This is a genomic window from Rhodococcus mengyinensis, from assembly GCF_048381435.1.
In the GTDB taxonomy this organism is placed as follows: Bacteria; Actinomycetota; Actinomycetes; order Mycobacteriales; family Mycobacteriaceae; genus Rhodococcus_F; species Rhodococcus_F opacus_D.
Genome location: NZ_JBLWIT010000056.1, coordinates 1 through 16,658 on the forward strand (window position 1 = coordinate 1; position 16,658 = coordinate 16,658).

Here is a 16,658-nt window from a genome sequence, read left to right on the forward strand (position 1 = left end):
CCCGGATCCACCGATGTGGTGCGGGGTAGGTGAGTCGAAACGGCGAGATGCCCTTGCGTGCTGAAAGAATTGGACTTCTCACAGAACCAGTTCGATCGACACGAAGGGCATCTCTAGGGTGCAACTATCCCACACCCACCCGGTGACGGCCTCGGCGTTCGACGACCGCAATCTCCTCGCCGCGGCCGGACTGATCCCGGTCCTGGGGTTGGCTCAGGACTGCGGCCTCGATGACCTGGCAGACGAGCATCTGACGCTGCCCACCGACAAGGGCGCACACGCGGGCCGGAAGGTGACCGCACTGGTAGCGGGCATGGTCGCCGGCGCCGACAGCATCGACGACATGGCGCTGCTGCGGCACGGCGCCATGCCCACGGTATTCGACCACCCGTACGCCCCGTCGACGCTGGGCTCCTTCCTGCGGACGTTCTCCTTCGGGCACGTCCGCCAACTCGACGCCGTCGCCGCCCGATTCCTGCAAGGCCTGGCCGAACGAACACCGCTGGTCGGTGGGCCCGAAGTCGGTGGGCGGATCCTCGTCGACCTCGACGACACCATCGTCCCGGTGCACGGGCACGCCAAGCAGGGTTCGGGCTACGGATATACGGGGGTCCGGGGGTTGAACGCGCTGATCGCCACCGCCACCACCGACGGGCGGGCACCGGTGATCGTCGGCCAACGCCTGCGCCGCGGCGGCTGCGGATCCCCACGCGGGGCATCCCGGATGGTCAGCGACGCCCTCGCCACACTCGGCCGCCTGCGCCCGCAGCTGTCACCGGGGTCTGTGCTGGTGCGGGCCGACTCGGCCTTCTACGGGCACCCGACCGTGTCCGCGGCACTGCGCTCCGGCGCCGACGTCTCGGTCACGGTGCGGATGACCGCGACGGTGAAGGCGGCGATCGCCGCCATCGACGAGGATGCGTGGACCCCGATCGAATACACCGACGCCGTCTACGACGAACAGGCCGGCCGGTGGATCTCCCGCGCCGAGGTCGCCGAGATCGACTTCACCGCGTTCACCCGCCTCGCCTCCGAGCGGACACCGGGCCGGTTGGTGGTGCGCCGCATCCCCGACCTGCGGGAACACACCGATGGTCAGGGCACGTTGTTCGACGCCTGGCGGTTCCACGCGTTCTTCACCACCACCGACCCCGCCGTCCTGGACACCGTGGCCGCGGACAAGATCCACCGCGGGCACGCGATCATCGAGCAGGTCCACGCCGACCTGAAGAACTCCGCGCTCGCGCACCTGCCGTCGGGGCGGTTCGCCGCCAATAGTGCCTGGCTGGTGCTTGCGGTGATGGCGTTCAATCTCACCCGCGCCGCCGCCACCCTCACCGGGGCCCGCCTGGTGCGGGCGACGACCGCCACCATCCGCCGGACCCTGATCTCGGTCCCGGCGCGGATCGCGTCCTCGGCCCGCCGCCTTACCCTGCACCTGCCGCGGCGCTGGCCCTGGGAATCCGAATGGAACCAACTCTTCACCCACACCCGGCATCGAAGACCCCAGGTCACCTAATCCGCCCGGCCACCCCCGGCCCCGACCCGAAAGACCCAGTGGAACAACCCGACACATCGGTCGGGCGATCACCCACGCCCCGACAGCCCATCAACGGCCGCAACCGAACCCATCAGCCGACCCGCCCCTATCGGTGGATCCGGGTTAAGAAGTACTCACGGGTGGGGCAAAGAATTCGAGCGCGATGTTGTCGGGGTCGCGGAACGAGATGCCGGAACCGTAGTGCGCCGTCTTGATGCCCCCGTGCTCGATGCCGAGGGCATCGAGCCGCTCCACCCACCGGGGCAGCGCGTCGGGGGAACACTGGAACGCGATGTGGTCGAGTCCGACCTGCCGTTCGTCGAAACGTGCGGGAGCGCCGCCGTCGGGGTGCGTGTGGAGGCCGAAGAGCATGCCGCCGTCGAGCGCGAACACCGTGTGGTGGAAGGTTCCCGATTCCTCGTCCTCGTCGAGCACGGGGGCTGATCCGAACAGTGCGGTGTACCAGGCGGTGCTGGCCGGTAGGTCGGACACGGTGATCGCGACGTGGGTGAGGCCCGGGAAACTGGACATCTGCGACAACTTCCTTCTCCGGTGAATCGGTCTCTTCTTTCGACCCTAGCGAGTCGGCGCTGTCGGGTGGTGGACAAACGCGAAACCCTGCCCGAGCGGACAGGGGCGGGCACCACGCACACCGCCCGAGCCTGTAACGGGCTCGGGCGGTGCGGTGTTCGAGGACTACAGGCGCGCAGGCTCACGCGTCGCGGCGGACGTGGTCTTCGCTCCGGTCGAGCCGCGCCGCGCGAGGAGCAGGTAGAGGGGTCCGGTCACCACGAGTCCGGCCACCCAGGACAGGTCGGCGCCGCCGAGGAACGCGGACATCGGGCCCGTGTAGAGGGATGTGGCCATGAACGGAATCTGGACGACGATGCCGAGCAGGTAGGCGGTGATTGCCGTCCAGTTGAACCGGCCGTAGACGCCGCCGTCGAAGCGGAAGATCGACTCGAGGTCGTAGACGCCCTTGTGGATGATGTAGAAGTCGATGAGGTTGATCGCTGTCCACGGCACCAGGACCACCAGGAGGACGACCACCAGATCGACGAAGTGCGAGACGAAGTCGGCCGACAGCGCGATGGCGACGACGGAGGCCGCGACGAGGATGATCGTCGAGAGGATGATGCGGGCGTGGGCGGTCGGAATCCAGCGGGCGCGGAACGTCTGGACCGACGTGATGATGGCGAGGACGGCGCCGTACAGGTTCAGCGCGTTGTGGCTGATGACGCTGAGCAGGAACAGCACCAGCATGATGCTGCCGAGGCTTCCCGTCGTCGCCTTGACGCCGTCCATCGTGCCCATGCCGACCGGTGCGGCGAGGGTGACGACCGCGCCGAACGCGAACGCGAGAAACGAGCCGAGGGTGCAGCCGAGGTAGGTCGCCCAGAACGTCGACGGCACACCCACGTTCTTGGGGAGGTACCGCGAGTAGTCGGAGACGTAGGGCGCGAACGCGATCTGCCAGAGTGCGCCGAGTGACACGGTGGCCAGCCAGCCGGCGAAGTTGAAGTCGCCCCGCGTGAGGAAGTCCGACGGCAGGTCGCCGGTGAGGATGGCGAAGAAGCCCACCAGGATTCCGATTCCGAGGACCCAGGTTCCGATGCGGTTGAGGATGTGGATCAACCGGTAGCCGATGATGCAGATGACGGCGGAGCCGAGAGCGCCGGCCACGATCCCCACGTCCACGGGTATGCCGGTCACGATCCCGTGCATCGACTGGCCGGCGAGGACGATGTTCGACGAGAAGAAGCCGAGATACATGACGGCGGCGATCACCACGATGATGAGCGCCCCGAATGTGCCGAACTGGCCGCGGCTCTGGATCATCTGGGGGATCCCCATCTGGGGTCCCTGCGCCGAATGCAACGCCATCAGGGCGCCGCCTGCGAGATGTCCGACGACGAACGCGACGAGGCTCCACCACAGCGAGAGTCCGAACAGACTGGGGCCGAGGGCGCCGGTCACGATCGGGAGCGGGGCGAGGTTGCCGCCGAACCACAGCGTGAACAGATCGCGAACCTTGCCGTGGCGATCGGATTCCGGGACGAACCCGATGGTGTGCTTCTCCAGCATCGGGGCGACGTGGGTGTCGGGCATCAATCCTCCGAACGGCGCAAGTGCGCCACTTCTAGGTCGAGTAGTGGAGACCACAATGGTCGGAGGCAGTGAATCTGTACAGAACAACTAACTGATGCGTTGCATCACTTCTTCTGATTCAGCAGGTCGGGACTAGCCTGGGCCGATGCGCACCGTGGGAGTCGACCTGGCGGCCGAACCGAAGAAAACGGCCCTGGCGATCATCGACTGGTCCGACGGTGTGGCCCGCGTCGAGTCCGTCCGGCTGGGAGCCGGGAACGACGCCGTCACCGAGGCCGTGCTGGCCTGCGACAGGACCGGTATCGATGCACCGTTCGGCTGGCCCGACGCGTTCGTCCGCATGGTGTCCGAGCATCACGCCGGCCGACTGTCCGCGACCAGCGGTCTCGCCAACCGCGAGGGGCGTCGACCGTTGACCAAGCGGCGCACCGACCTCGTGGTGCAGGCCGCGACGGGGATATCCCCGCTCAGTGTGTCGGCGGATCTCATTGCACACGTCGCGTTGCGCTGCGCCGGAATACTTGCGGAACTCGGCGACCTCGGCATCGACGTCGGACGCGTCGACGGCCGCGTGGTCGAGGTGTATCCGGCGGCCGCGCTGCGCACCTGGGGGCTGGTGTCGCGGGGATACAAGAGCGGTCAGAACCGGGTGACGCTGGGGGAGTTGGTCGACGCGCTCCTGGCGGCCGCGGACTGGTTGGAACTCGGTGCATTCCAGACGATCTGCCGCGAATCGGACGACGCCCTCGACGCCGTGCTGGCCGCCGTCATCGCACGGGCCGCGGCCGTCGGCTGCACAGCACTACCCGAGGGCGACGACCGCGCCGTCGCCGAGCGGGAGGGGTGGATCCACGTGCCGACGGGGGGCCTGCAGGCGCTGCAGCCCTAGCGGCGGATTTCTGCGACTGCGCTGGTAGACCGACCGCGGCGACGCCCTCGGGCGAAACCTGGCAAATTGGACACCACACGCACCGTGCGTGGGCACACGAAGAAGGAGTCCAATGGCTTTCTGGGATCAGCTGAAGGCAAAGGCGTTCGAGATGAACGGCCAGCTCAAGACCAAGACGGCACAGTTCCAGAACAAGGAGTTCGCCAACGCCAGCATGGCCATGTGCGCCCTCATCGCCGCGGCGGACGGGACCATCGACCCGTCCGAGCGTCAGAAGACCGCGGCGCTGATCACCAGCAACGAGGCGCTGAGTGTGTTCCCGTCGGACGAGTTGAGTCAGAAGTTCGACTGGTACTGCAGCAAGCTGCAGTCCGATTTCGAGTTCGGCAAGATCGAGGCCACCGCGACCATCGCGAAGCTGAAGTCCAAGCAGGATCAGGCACGTGCCGTCATCCAGATCGGCATCGTCATCGGTGGCGCCGACGGCAACTTCGACCAGCACGAGCGAAACGTGGTGCGCGACGCCTGTTTCGCCGTCGGCATCGCCCCGGCGGAATTCGAACTCTGAGGTGATCGGTGACGCGCCCGGCTCACGGGCGCGTCACCGACGCTCAGTAGGCCGTGATGATCGGCGCCGGGTTCCACATGCCCGAACGCTGAGTCCGGGTGGTGTCGATCTCCGCGGTCTTCGCGTCGGGGTCGAGCGGTGAGTACTGCTCCACTCCGCCCCAGTCACGGTCCCAGTCGTCCCGCAGATACGACGGTATGGTTCGGCTCGCCCGGGTCATCTCAATCCAGCCCAGGGGGCCTCCGCCGTACCGGTCCTGCCACAGGCTCGTCATGATCGCGCCGGGACGGTCGGGAAGGATCCGGTACTCGGGCGCCTCCGCGACCCCGGTGCGGTGGTCGAACGGTCGCTGGCACGGAAAGGCAAGTCCCACAGCCCAGTCGATCATCACGGGTGCGTCGGATCCGATCACGTCGTTCAGTGTCTGCGTCCGCGGAACACGCGGCGGTGTCACTGCCAGCCACTGCTGCGGATCACTGTCCGAATCCGACGCCACGAGTCGGATCACATCCGTATCGTCCGGCAGGGAATCGAGCGGGACGCGCAGATTCCGCCAGGACGGTGCCGGGCCGATGTCGATCGGCGTCACGCGTCCCGCCACCGCGACCGCGCCGTCCGGCCCCGTGGTGCCGTATTCCACCTCGAGGTTCTGGCCGTACGTGACGACGCCGTCCGCGTCGACGGACTGGATGCGGCCCGCCGCGGCGATGGAGATGATGTCGCCCGCCCCGGCGTCCGATTCGGGATTCGGCAACCGGTACCAATCGGTGGTCAGTGACGCGTCGCCGTCGCTGCCGTCGCTGCCGAGGACCGGCGTGCGGTCGGGGTCGAGGCCGAACGGCAGGGCCACCGCGCTGCCGTTGACGCCCACCGCGCCGGCGCCGCCGCCGGTGCCCGCAGCATTGCTCGACGCCGTCTGCTCGGTGTTGTCGGTCTTGACGGAGTTGGCGACACCCGCATCCGACGATTCCTCGTCGGCACTGAGGTCGCCGGCGACGCCGTTCGGTGTGAAGCCGACGGTGCCGGTACCCGCCAGGGCGGTGGCGGCGTCGCCGGACAGCGGTTGCAGCAGCGACGCGTTCGGATCGGTTTCGAGCAGGACGTCGTTGGCGAGACCGCACGGTGCGCCGGTGACGGCGTCGACGTTGGAACGGGCGAGGGAGAACGCGGGATACTGCGCGACCGCGCCCTTCGCCATCGACAGCACCTCGAACAGCACCATCGCGGCGGCCGCCACCGTCAACGGCGGGATCGCCCACAACCGGCGTCGCCGCACGGCGTCGGTCCGGGTGTAGGGCTCGCGGAAGTAGCACCACGCCGCGATCAGCAGCATCACCAGCGTGGCGCCGAGGAGGATCGTGCCGGCGCCCAGGCCGGCGATCGACACCGGCTTGTCCCACCACGGGACGCTGTAACTGGACACGTACCACCACCCGTTGGTGCTGGTGAAACACATCGCCAGCAGGAACAGCACGGCGGCCGCGAACAGGGCGCGGTTGCGCGGCGAGCGCACCACGGCGGTGCTCACCGCCACGGACGCGAGGACGGCGAGCGACCCTGCGAGGCCGGCGTAGATGCCGAAGTGGTGCGTCCACTTGGTGGGCGTGAACATCATCAGCCCCATCGCGGCGAGCGTGATGCCGATGAGGCGCCGCGACGGTCCGGCCGCGGTCCCGGGGATCCGGCCGCCCTTGCGGAGCATCACGAAGACCGTCACGGCCAGGCTCAGCACCATCACGAACACGCCGAACCGGCGCGCCAGTGAACCGTCGACGGAGATGTTCAGCAGGTACTGGTAGCGAAGGTATTCGTCGAACCAGGGAACGTTGGGGCCGATCGCATGTACGTGCTGCATCTCCATGACGGCGGCGAGGGTCTGGTCGGCAAACACCGCCACCAGGATCACCGTCCCCGACGCGACGAGCGGCGCCAGCAAGGCGACGTACCCCACCGTCTTGGCCCGCGCGATCACGATCTGCAGGATCGGCCGGGCGCCCGCGACCAGGGCGCCGAAACAGATCAACCCGGACGGCCCCGCGGTCAGCGTGGCCGCACCGACCAGGATCGCCACCGCGGCGGGCAGCAGTCTCCGGGTCGCGACGGCGCGTTCCACGGAGCACCAGGTGAGCAGCACGCCCACCGCGACGATCGGCTCGGGCCGCAGACCGTTGTTGTACGGGAGCCAGAACGCGAGGAACACCAATCCGCCGGTCCACAGTGCGAGCCGGTTGCCGCGGACGGCGGCGCCTAGTCGCGGTGCGACTTCACGGCTGATCACCAGCCACGCGACGATGCCGGCGAGCAGCGCGGGCAGACGCACGAACGGGCTCGCCGGGGTGATGTTCGCCAGCACCGCGAGGACGTCGTAGTACGGAGACCCGAACGGCGCCTCCGGGACGCCGTACCAGCGGAAGTAGTTGGCCATGTACCCAGCGGCCGCGGAGGTGCGGGCCATGTTGAACTGATAGCCGTCGTCGGAGGTGGAGGCGCCGATGAAATGCCACAGCACCAGCGTGCCGATGACGACGGCGTCGACGGCCCCGAACGACCACCAGCGGGTGGGAAGGAATCGTCGTGCCCGGCGTCCGTCCACGTCGTCGAGACGGTGCAGAGCCACCAGCGACAGAATCGTCGCGAGCGCGCCCACCACTATGGCGGCGAACTTGAGGGTCGACGGCGTCGACGAGAAGCGGCTGTCGATCTCAGCGGTCACCTGCAGTCCGTCGGGCGCCGCACCGTCGAGGTCGCTGAAGATGCCCACCATCTGAGGGCGGAGGTCGCCGTCGACGACGGTCGGTGCGTCCTGGCCCGCCGCGACGAATCCCGCGGTGGTCCGCGTGGAATCCGACGACACCACGAGCGCGCAGTCTGCGGGTAGCTGGTCCAGCGGCGATGACAGCAGCACCTTGTTCCGCAACAGCACCTCGACGCCGGCGGGACCGTCCGGGGTCGCAGGATTCACCCTGGCGACCAGTCCGTACCTCCCGGCGTCGGCGGCGCCTGCGGGGGCGGTGGAGGTCAGGATCCCGCCGCGGTCGGCGAGTTCGCCGACCGCCGAACAGGGGATCTGCACGTCGAGGCTCAGCGGCGCGTAGGTGACGAGCGGTGCCTCGACGCTTCCGGTGCTGCCGTTCTGCGGCCAGCTGAGGGTTGCGCTGTCCTGCTCGACCGGAAGGAACGGGAGCGACAACGTGAGCAGCACTCCGAAGACGGAGGCGATGATCGCGAGAAGGCGGGCGGAGCGGACCGACTGACCGAGGGGAGACGACTGGGGCGGGGTCCCGATCGGCGACTCGTCCGAGTCGTCTCTGGACACTTTCGCCGATTCCAGCCTGCTGTCAGTCACGACGTCGGATAGTACCCATCCGCGACAATTGTTAGCGAAGGCAAGAACAGGTCCGGTCGGAGGACCGGCCACCCCGGCGGATCACATGTGGAAGTGCTTCAGGATCCGCGACCGGCGCTCCGCTCGGGTGAGGAGATGGTGGTGATGCCGCGGACCGCGGCGGTGCCGAACTTCGGAATGCACTTCGCGAATGATCTCGAACATGTCTCCGCCCTCCTTCTACGCGAGCCGGTAGCGCAACGGTAGGTCGGCAACAGGGTGAGCCGATTCACCCGGGGCGGGTGAACCAGGTCACCCGATCACGGGCTGCACCGACAGCTGTTTCACGCCGGTCTGCGAACAGCCGGTGGTGGGGTAGAGGAGGAATACCGACCCGGTGTCGTCGGGTGGGTACACCCGGAATCCCGCGACCGGAGTGGGGCCACACGTCTCGGCCGGATAGTTCTGCACCACCGTGGCACGCACCGCTGCGGTGGCCCGTGCGCCCGGAGCGACCGTCACCGGAGTGTCGGATCCGCCGTCCCGCTCGGCCGCGGCACCCACCTGCGGACCGTCCGGGGACGCGACGTACGAGACCCCCGGGTATCCGTGGAGGACGCAGCTGCGGGTGCCGGTGTTGGTGAAGACGAGCGGGATCTCCTGAGATCCGGCGGCCCCGCTCGCCTGTCCGAGCGTCACCTGCAGTTCGCCGATCAGGCAGCGGTCGGGATGCGGTGCGGTCGTCTCGGACGGTGCGGATCTCGTGACGGTGATGTCACGCGAGGGTTCGGCGGTCCCCGTCTCGTCCGTCGAGCCACACGCCGAGGCGGTGAGCACGGCGGCGATTCCGAGTACGCCGAGACGGGCGCGTGCCGGTGACTGCGTGCGCATCTGATCGCTCCTCCTATTGATGTGCTGCCGTAGTCGATGGTCCGCGATCGGTGGCGTCCCGGTAGGTGATTCGGGGAGATCGCATTCGCCCCTCGAGGGACGATTCCGGTCGTAGGCTGCGGGGCGCAGGGGATCCGCGACACATTCACTGAAGGCAGACCGATGAGCGAAGTTCTGGACCGGACCAAGATCTACATCGACGGATCCTGGGTCGATTCGCAGGGGACGGGCCGGATCGACGTGGTGAATCCGGCCACCGAAGACGTCATCGCGGTGGTCGCCGAGGGCACCGCCGACGACGTCGATCGCGCCGCGAAGGCCGCGCGAGCAGCCTTCCCCGCATGGTCTGCGCTCAGCGGCAAGGAACGTGGCGAGTACCTCCGGAAGGCGGCCGCCCTGATCCAGGAGCGCCTCGACGACTTCACTGCCCTGGTGTCCCGCGACATGGGCATGCCGCTGGGATTCGCGAAGCCCATCCAGATCGGCATGCCGCTCGCGAACCTCGCCGCCTTCGCCGAACTGGCCGCCACCTACGACTTCGACGCCCATGAGGTGGGCAACTCGCTGATCGTGCGCGAGCCGATCGGTGTCGTCGGGGTGATCACCCCGTGGAATTTCCCGCTCCACCAGGTGGTGCTCAAGGTCGCCGGTGCTCTGGCCGCGGGATGCACCGTGGTGCTCAAGCCGACCGAGGTGGCACCGCTCGCCACGTACGCACTCGCCGACGTCTTCGACGAAATCGGTCTGCCGGCAGGCGTGTTCAATCTCGTCAGCGGATTCGGGCCCGTCGTGGGCGAGGCGATCGCCGGCCATCCCGAGGTGGACATGGTCTCGTTCACCGGCTCCACCCGCGCGGGGAAGCGGGTCGCGGTGGTCGCGGCCGAGACGGTGAAGAAGGTGGCACTCGAGCTCGGCGGCAAGTCCGCCAACGTCATCCTCGACGACGCCGACCTGACGAAGGCTGTCACCGACGGAGTGGCCAAGTGTTTCCTCAACTCCGGTCAGACCTGCTCGGCGCTGACCCGGATGCTGGTCCCCGCGGGCAAGGTGGACGAGGCCGCCGCCATCGCGGCGCAGGTCGCGCAGAACTACTCGGTCGGCGATCCGACGGCCGCCACCTCGGTGCTGGGGCCGCTGGTGAACTCGAACCAGCTGAAGCGGGTGCGCGGCTACATCGAACAGGGCATCGCGGAAGGCGCGCACGCCGTACTCGACGGCCGGGAGACCGGCCAGGAATCCGGCTACTTCGTCGGCCCCACCGTGTTCTCCGGTGTCACCGAGGACATGACCATCGCCAAGGAGGAGATCTTCGGCCCCGTCCTGTCGATCATCGGATACCAGGACGAGGACGACGCCGTGCGGATCGCCAACGCGACGGAGTACGGCCTCGCCGCCGGCGTGTGGTCCGGTGACCAGGACCGCGCCGACCGCGTCGCGCGGCAGCTGCGCGCCGGCCAGGTCGAGGTGAACGGCGGGGCGTTCAACACCAACGCCCCGTTCGGCGGGTACAAGCAGTCGGGCATCGGCCGCGAGGCCGGCGTCCTCGGCTTCGCCGCCCGTGCGCCATTTTGGTAGTGACTGCTACCAGAAAGGCGCACGGGTGCGGAGCGCAATTGGCCTCACGCTGAACCGAATCCGTGACTCCCGACCGCCGCGGTCCTACCCTCGAACCGAGGGGTGGACAGTGGAGATGAGGAGAACGACATGGATCTCGGTCTGGGCGGCAAGCGGGCCGTCGTCACCGGCGGCAGCCGCGGAATCGGTTTCGCGATCGCGCGGAGCCTCGCGTCGGAGGGGGTCGACGTGGTGCTCGCGGCCAGGGGCGTCGAGGCGCTGGAATTGGCGGCGAAGACGCTGTCGCAGGAGTCCGGGCGCCGGGTGATCGGGGTACCCACCGACACCGGCGACGACGGTTCGGTGCGCGCCCTCGTGCAGCGGACGGTGGACGAACTCGGCGGCGTCGACATTCTCGTGAACGCCGCGGCCACACCGTGGAGTGCGGGCAAGCCGAGCGACTTCGCGTCCACCACCGACGACGTGGTGCGCGCTGAACTCGAGATCAAGGTGCTCGGCTATCTGCGGACCGCCCGCGCGGTGGCACCGCACCTCGTGGAGCAGGGGTGGGGACGGATCATCAATATCAGCGGGCTCGGTGCACGCCAGGCCAATTCCATCGCGCAGACCGTGCGGAACGTCGGTGTGTCGGCGCTGACGAAGAACCTCGCCGACGAACTCGGACCGCACGGAATCAACGTGACGGTGGTGCATCCGGGACTGACGCGGACGGAGCGACTCGTCGACCGGTTGGCCAAGCAGTCCGAGGACGAAGGTGTTCCGGTCGCCGAGTTGGAGTCGCGGCTGGCCACCAACTCGATCCACCGGTTGATCGACGCGAGCGAGGTCGCGGACGTCGTCACGTTCCTGGCGTCACCGCGCAGTGTCGGGATCACCGGCGACGCGGTGGCCGTCGGCGGTGGTGTTCCGGGCGCCGTCTACTACTGAGCGCGGGCGGGTGACAGCACGCCGTCGTGTTCGGTGACTTCGCGGGCGGCGCGCTCCCCGGACCGGATGGCCCCGTCGACCCATCCGCACATCACGGACGAACTCTCCGTGCCTGCCCAGTGAACGCGACCGCAGGGCTTGCGGAGGGCGCGGCCGAACTGGGTGAGCACTCCCGTCGGCGCATGACTGAGCATGCCGCCGCCGGAGTAGCGCTCGACGCTCCAGTTCTGCTCGATGTAGTCGACGGGGGAGGCTGCCTTATTTCCGAACCTCGCGGTCAACTCCGCGAGCACCGCCTTCCTCCGTTCCGCTTCCGGCAGCGTCCCCAGCTTGCGGGCGATCGGTCCCTCGACGATGACGCACAGAACACCGGGACGTCCCGTGTCGGTACTGGCGTCGATGGTGACGGTCGCGGGGGAGTCGGGTGCCGCCGACTGCCCCGACAGTCCGGCGGCGCGCCAGAAGGGTTCGTCGTAGAGGACGGCGATCTTCATGACCGCACCGCTCGGCATTCGCTGGTGCAGGAAGGACCGATCCATCGGCAGCAGCGGTTCGTAGACGATCTGGCTCGCGATCGCCAGGGGTACCGCGACGATCGCCCTCCGGGCCCGCACGGCCAGATCCGCGGAGCGGACGGTCACGCCGTCGCCGTCCTGCGCGATGTCCCGGACGGGTTGTGACAGGTGGAGCGCGTCGCCGATCTCGGCTGCCATCGGACGATAGACGGCACCCATTCCGCCAACCGGCCGCGCGTCCTCGGCGGCGTCCTTCACACCGAGGACGAAACTCGGACCGCCGCCGGATGCCATCTGGTACAGGACGAACAGCATCGACACCTCGGACGCCGCGGACGTGTAGCAGCCGGCGATGGCGGTCTCGAGAAGGTCGTGGGCGGGTGTGGACAGCGTGTTGTCGCCGAGCCATTTGGCGAGGCTGATCGAGTCCCACTTCGCTGCCTTCTTCGCCTCCCACGGCGCGTCGAGCGGGATCGTCTTGCACATCTCGCCGAGTTCGACGAACACGGCCCCGAGATTCGCGGCCGCCCAGGGACTCATCGTCAGGGGAATCGTGCCCTTGTACCGGTACTGCTTGCCGTCGACGACCATCATCGCCTCGCCGTCGGTGTACTGCTTGTAACTCTTGACGCCGAATTCGTCCATCAGGGCGTAGATCCGGTCCTGTCCCGGCCCGATCCACGCACCGCCCCGATCGATCCACGAACCGTCTTCGCGGACCTCGGTGAACGTTCGGCCGCCGATCCGGTCACGCGCCTCCACGAGCGCGACCGATTGTCCGGCCTGCTTCAGGCGCAGTGCCGCCGTCAGTCCGGCGAATCCGGCGCCTACGACGCAATAGTCGACCTCGATGTCTGCCATGACACATCCCCTCGCGCTGCGCGCGCGGCCCTCGTGCGGCCGTATGTAACGGGTGCGCCGCCATTGGTCCTGGGGGTGTGAATTCCTCTCTCCGGGAATGAAATCGCCGCGCACAGAACATATTCATCCTTACTCGCGGCGAGTGGTCCGGTCAAGGCCCGACCCGTGAGTACTTGTTAACCGCCCGCGGTTAACAAGTACTCACGGGTGGGGACGAGCGGGAAGACCTGCTCGGCGATGCGCTCGAGTTCCTCGTGCGCGGGGGAGCACTGGATGAGCAGCAGGGTGAGACCGGCATCCTGGTAGGCGCGGATCTTCTCGGCGACCTGTTCCGGTGTGCCGACGAGGTCGGGACGCAGTCCACGTGTGCCGACGGAGTACTCGCGCCTGGACAGCTCGACGTCGAGTTCGGAGTTCTTCACGAACTCCTCGAACGACGCATACCCGGGCGAGTGCGGATCGACGGTGGTGATGCGTTCGAGTTCGGCGCGGGCCTCGGCTTCGGTGTCGCGCACGATGATGTACGTGGACATGCCGAATTCAGCCATGTCGCGCTGGTGGATTCGCTGCGACCGTGCGTTCATGTCCGCGATCTTCGTGCGCACCTCCTCGACGGTGCCGCCGTGCAGCACGTACGAGTCGGCGAAGGTCGCGATCGATTCGCGGCCGCTCTCGCTCTCACCGCCCGCGAAGACCGGGGGGTGGATGCCGGGCTTCGGCGACAGGATCGAGTCGCGCACGCTGAAGTGCTCGCCCTGGTAGGTGAACGGGGTGTGCTCCCAGAGCCCACGGAGAACGTCGACGAATTCGGTGGCCTGCCGGTATCGGTCGTCGTGCCGGGTGAAGGCGCCGCCGTACTGCCGGGCCTCCTCCTCCCACCACGCGGCGACGACGTTGAGCGCGAACCGTGCCGCACCCGCCTCGGTTGTTCCGGCGATGTCGGTGATCGTCGCCGATTCCTTCGCGGTGACCGCCGGCAGGTGGAATCCGGGTCGTACCGCCGTCATCACCCGGAGTTGTTCGGTGACCGCCAGGATCGCCGACGACAGCGCCCACGCCTCGAGGCTGGGCGCGTCGACGCCCTTGCGGTCGTTGAGATAGAGCTCGGGCACGAGGGTGGTGTGGTATCCGAGACGATCGGCGAGCTGTGCGAGCTTCTTGACGTAGTCCCAGGTGGCGGGCATCCCTTCGTCGCCGAGGTTGCGCAGGAAGCCACCGTAGATGGGCGTCCAGTAGCCGAAGTGCATGTCATTCCTCCGTGATGGCGTCGAGCGAAGCACACAGATCGTCGACGAGGTCTTCCAGGTTTTCCAGTCCGATCGACAATCGGACGGTGCGGTAGCCGAATCCGGCGTCGCGGAGTTGCGTGTCGCCGAGATGGCTGTGCGTGGTGGTGGCGGGGTGTACTACCAGCGAACGGGCGTCGCCGATGTTGGCGACGATGGCGAACAATTGCAGCGAGTCGATGAACTTCGCCACCTTCGAGTCGTCGACGGCGAGATCGAACGAGAAGACCGAGCCGGCGCCGCGTGGCAGATACCGTTGGGCGGCAGCGTGCCACCGGTTGTCCGGCAATCCGGGGTAGTTGACCTTCGCGACCGCGGGATGACCGTCGAGGAAGTGTGCGATCGCCAGCGCCGAACCGACCTGCCGTTGCAGCCGCAGGTCCAGCGTCTCCAACCCCTGAAGCAGCTGGAACGAATTGAACGGGGACAGTGCGGGACCCAGATCGTGGACGATCTTCGTCTTCGCGTAGACCAGGTAGGCGCTGCGTTCGCGGCCGAACTCCTCCCACAGCACGAGGTCACCGATGCGCGGGTAGGGCTCGGTGAACTGGGTCCACCGCTGCGGTTCCGCGCCGAAGTCGAACGTGCCGAGGTCCACGATCACACCACCCAGCGAACTGCCGTGCCCACCGATGAACTTGGTGGCCGAGTACACGGTGATGTCGGCGCCGAAGTCCTTCGGGCGGAGCAGATACGGGGTGGCGATCGTGTTGTCGACGATCAGCGGGACCCCCGCCTGGTGCGCGATGTCGGCCACGGCCCGGACGTCGAGCACGGAGGCGACGGGGTTGCCGATCGTCTCGGCGAAGAAGGCCCGGGTATCCGGACGCGCGGCCGCACGCCAGGCGTCGAGGTCGTCCTGATCGACGAGCGTGACCTCGATCCCGAAGTCCGCGAAGGTGTCGGTGAGGAGATCGACGGTTCCCCCGTACAGCTGCCGGGCCGCGACGATGTGCTGTCCGGACTTGGCGAGCGTGAGGAGGGCGACCGCGACAGCGGACTGCCCGGAACCCGTGGCCAGGGCGGCGACTCCGTCGTCGAGATCGGCGAGGCGCTGCTCGAACACGGCCTGCGTGGGATTCCCGGTGCGGCTGTACAGGTTTCCCTTCCGGCGGAGGGAGAAGATGTCCCGTGCCTGTTCGAAGCTGCCGAAATCGTAGGCAACCGATTGGTAGATCGGGGGGATCGCGGTGTTTTGCGGCGTTCCGGGTTGATAGCCGGTGCGGACCTGCCGGGTCGCGAACCCTGTGGTCTCGGGCATCGGTGTGCCTGTCCCTTCGTCGATACTTCTGGGTGAATGGCAGAGCGGGTGAATGGCAGAGCAAAACGAATATGTTCGGAACAAAACACGAAGCGCGGCGAGAAGGCACGCGTTTTGTTCTGCTCGAGCATTAGTCTTGTTCGACCTCGCGCGTGTGGGTCAGGGTGACGCAGTCAATCCTGCGAACAATCCCCCGAATGAGGTAATCAGTGGACATCGACTGGCTGGAACCCGAAGCGACTGTGCGTGGCTCGGTGATCGTGGTCGCCGGCCGCGGTGAGCATGCTCACGTGTACCGCCGGTTCGCCCGCCGGATCGCCTTCGACGGTTACCGTGTCGCGGTGGTGGAGAACGATCCCGCGGCGACTGCTCGGGTGATCGCCGATGCGGAGACCGATCTTCCGGTCACCCTCGTCGGGTCGGACAGCGGCGCCCTGACCGCCCTCGACCTGGCCGCGACGCATCCGGCCGTGTCCGGGGTGGTGGCCGCGGGTCTTCTCGTCGCGGGCGCCGACGCCTTCACCGGAGAGTGGGACGGCGAACTCGAGATCCGTTCCGCGTGTCCCGTGCATCGGGGGGTCCTGTCGTCGGCCGACGCTCTCGAGCGGGGAACGCTCGGTGCGGAAACGCCGGTGGCCACGGCCGATTCGCTGACCCACGTGCAGGTTCCCGTCCTCGTCGTGCACGGAGGCGCCGATGTACTGAGCCCGGCAGCGGACGTCCTGGCCGTCACGTCCGCGTTGCCCGACGCCCGGGTCGTCGTCGTTCACGAGGGGCTGCACGACATCCTCAACGACGTGTCCCACCGGTCGGTCGCCGCTGAGGTCGTGCAGTTCCTCGAGCGTCTCCGCCTGCCCGGGACGCCCGACATCATCCTCCGCGAACCGGCCGGGGCACTCGCGCAGTGACCC

At 67.9% G+C, this 16,658-nt stretch carries 14 protein-coding genes; 6 read left to right on the forward strand and 8 right to left on the reverse strand.

Annotated features, from left to right (window positions below):
• Positions 1 to 118: 118 nt before the first annotated feature.
• Positions 119 to 1,519: an IS1380-like element ISRop1 family transposase gene (locus ACNJ7E_RS11325; protein WP_418339895.1), complete on the forward strand. Its 1,401-nt coding sequence runs from the start codon at positions 119 to 121 to the stop codon at positions 1,517 to 1,519.
• A 144-nt stretch (positions 1,520 to 1,663) separates the two neighbouring features.
• On the opposite strand, the gene ACNJ7E_RS11330 is transcribed toward ACNJ7E_RS11325, so the two are convergent.
• Together ACNJ7E_RS11330 and ACNJ7E_RS11335 are read right to left on the reverse strand one after the other, a co-directional pair.
• The gene (locus tag ACNJ7E_RS11330) at positions 1,664 to 2,071 is read right to left on the reverse strand and encodes a VOC family protein (RefSeq protein WP_280782068.1); all 408 of its coding nucleotides are present in this window, start codon (positions 2,069 to 2,071) and stop codon (positions 1,664 to 1,666) included.
• Positions 2,072 to 2,236: 165 nt separating this feature from the next.
• A complete protein-coding gene (locus tag ACNJ7E_RS11335; protein WP_280782066.1) occupies positions 2,237 to 3,649 on the reverse strand; it encodes a purine-cytosine permease family protein in 1,413 nt (470 codons plus the stop codon).
• A 145-nt stretch (positions 3,650 to 3,794) separates the two neighbouring features.
• On the opposite strand from ACNJ7E_RS11335, the gene ACNJ7E_RS11340 reads away from it, so the two are divergent.
• Positions 3,795 to 4,538: a DUF429 domain-containing protein gene (locus ACNJ7E_RS11340; protein ID WP_280782064.1), complete on the forward strand. Its 744-nt coding sequence runs from the start codon at positions 3,795 to 3,797 to the stop codon at positions 4,536 to 4,538.
• Positions 4,539 to 4,650: 112 nt separating this feature from the next.
• Complete coding sequence (locus tag ACNJ7E_RS11345; RefSeq protein WP_005254018.1) at positions 4,651 to 5,106, forward strand: tellurite resistance TerB family protein; 456 nt, start codon at positions 4,651 to 4,653, stop codon at positions 5,104 to 5,106.
• A 43-nt stretch (positions 5,107 to 5,149) separates the two neighbouring features.
• On the opposite strand, the gene ACNJ7E_RS11350 is transcribed toward ACNJ7E_RS11345, so the two are convergent.
• The 3 genes from ACNJ7E_RS11350 to ACNJ7E_RS11360 all read right to left on the reverse strand — a co-directional run bounded on the left by ACNJ7E_RS11350 (position 5,150) and on the right by ACNJ7E_RS11360 (position 9,322).
• Complete coding sequence (locus ACNJ7E_RS11350; protein WP_418339961.1) at positions 5,150 to 8,422, reverse strand: arabinosyltransferase domain-containing protein; 3,273 nt, start codon at positions 8,420 to 8,422, stop codon at positions 5,150 to 5,152.
• Between the two features lie 111 nt (positions 8,423 to 8,533).
• Positions 8,534 to 8,656: a hypothetical protein gene (locus tag ACNJ7E_RS11355; protein WP_257014924.1), complete on the reverse strand. Its 123-nt coding sequence runs from the start codon at positions 8,654 to 8,656 to the stop codon at positions 8,534 to 8,536.
• 87 nt (positions 8,657 to 8,743) lie between these two features.
• Positions 8,744 to 9,322 (reverse strand): DUF4232 domain-containing protein, encoded by a 579-nt coding sequence (locus ACNJ7E_RS11360; RefSeq protein ID WP_418339897.1) that lies wholly within the window; start codon positions 9,320 to 9,322, stop codon positions 8,744 to 8,746.
• Between the two features lie 162 nt (positions 9,323 to 9,484).
• On the opposite strand from ACNJ7E_RS11360, the gene ACNJ7E_RS11365 reads away from it, so the two are divergent.
• Together ACNJ7E_RS11365 and ACNJ7E_RS11370 are read left to right on the forward strand one after the other, a co-directional pair.
• Entirely contained in the window at positions 9,485 to 10,897 is a 1,413-nt protein-coding gene (locus tag ACNJ7E_RS11365; RefSeq protein ID WP_418339898.1) for an aldehyde dehydrogenase family protein, read from the forward strand.
• Between the two features lie 129 nt (positions 10,898 to 11,026).
• On the forward strand, positions 11,027 to 11,824 hold the full coding sequence (locus ACNJ7E_RS11370; RefSeq protein ID WP_418339900.1) for an SDR family NAD(P)-dependent oxidoreductase: 798 nt from the start codon (positions 11,027 to 11,029) through the stop codon (positions 11,822 to 11,824).
• Here the strand turns inward: ACNJ7E_RS11370 and ACNJ7E_RS11375 are convergent.
• From ACNJ7E_RS11375 to ACNJ7E_RS11385, 3 genes are all read right to left on the reverse strand, one after another.
• Positions 11,818 to 13,200 (reverse strand): flavin monoamine oxidase family protein, encoded by a 1,383-nt coding sequence (locus ACNJ7E_RS11375; RefSeq protein WP_280782060.1) that lies wholly within the window; start codon positions 13,198 to 13,200, stop codon positions 11,818 to 11,820. The genes ACNJ7E_RS11370 and ACNJ7E_RS11375 overlap by 7 nt on opposite strands.
• 176 nt (positions 13,201 to 13,376) lie before the next feature.
• On the reverse strand, positions 13,377 to 14,447 hold the full coding sequence (locus ACNJ7E_RS11380) for an LLM class flavin-dependent oxidoreductase (RefSeq protein ID WP_280782059.1): 1,071 nt from the start codon (positions 14,445 to 14,447) through the stop codon (positions 13,377 to 13,379).
• 1 nt (position 14,448) lies between these two features.
• On the reverse strand, positions 14,449 to 15,747 hold the full coding sequence (locus ACNJ7E_RS11385; RefSeq protein WP_418339901.1) for an O-acetylhomoserine aminocarboxypropyltransferase/cysteine synthase family protein: 1,299 nt from the start codon (positions 15,745 to 15,747) through the stop codon (positions 14,449 to 14,451).
• Between the two features lie 209 nt (positions 15,748 to 15,956).
• Between ACNJ7E_RS11385 and ACNJ7E_RS11390 the strand changes: the two genes are divergently transcribed.
• Positions 15,957 to 16,655, forward strand: coding sequence for an alpha/beta hydrolase (locus tag ACNJ7E_RS11390; RefSeq protein ID WP_280782057.1), 699 nt, complete (start codon positions 15,957 to 15,959; stop codon positions 16,653 to 16,655).
• Positions 16,656 to 16,658: the final 3 nt, after the last annotated feature.

What these genes read in the sequence shown, in the direction of transcription:
- ACNJ7E_RS11330 (WP_280782068.1), bottom strand. Translation starts at nt 2,071, where the DNA reads ATGTCCAGTTTCCCGGGCCTCACCCACGTCGCGATCACCGTGTCCGAC.
- ACNJ7E_RS11335 (WP_280782066.1), bottom strand. Translation starts at nt 3,649, where the DNA reads ATGCCCGACACCCACGTCGCCCCGATGCTGGAGAAGCACACCATCGGG.
- ACNJ7E_RS11340 (WP_280782064.1), top strand. Translation starts at nt 3,795, where the DNA reads ATGCGCACCGTGGGAGTCGACCTGGCGGCCGAACCGAAGAAAACGGCC.
- ACNJ7E_RS11345 (WP_005254018.1), top strand. Translation starts at nt 4,651, where the DNA reads ATGGCTTTCTGGGATCAGCTGAAGGCAAAGGCGTTCGAGATGAACGGC.
- ACNJ7E_RS11355 (WP_257014924.1), bottom strand. Translation starts at nt 8,656, where the DNA reads ATGTTCGAGATCATTCGCGAAGTGCATTCCGAAGTTCGGCACCGCCGC.
- ACNJ7E_RS11360 (WP_418339897.1), bottom strand. Translation starts at nt 9,322, where the DNA reads ATGCGCACGCAGTCACCGGCACGCGCCCGTCTCGGCGTACTCGGAATC.
- ACNJ7E_RS11365 (WP_418339898.1), top strand. Translation starts at nt 9,485, where the DNA reads ATGAGCGAAGTTCTGGACCGGACCAAGATCTACATCGACGGATCCTGG.
- ACNJ7E_RS11370 (WP_418339900.1), top strand. Translation starts at nt 11,027, where the DNA reads ATGGATCTCGGTCTGGGCGGCAAGCGGGCCGTCGTCACCGGCGGCAGC.
- ACNJ7E_RS11375 (WP_280782060.1), bottom strand. Translation starts at nt 13,200, where the DNA reads ATGGCAGACATCGAGGTCGACTATTGCGTCGTAGGCGCCGGATTCGCC.
- ACNJ7E_RS11380 (WP_280782059.1), bottom strand. Translation starts at nt 14,447, where the DNA reads ATGCACTTCGGCTACTGGACGCCCATCTACGGTGGCTTCCTGCGCAAC.
- ACNJ7E_RS11385 (WP_418339901.1), bottom strand. Translation starts at nt 15,747, where the DNA reads ATGCCCGAGACCACAGGGTTCGCGACCCGGCAGGTCCGCACCGGCTAT.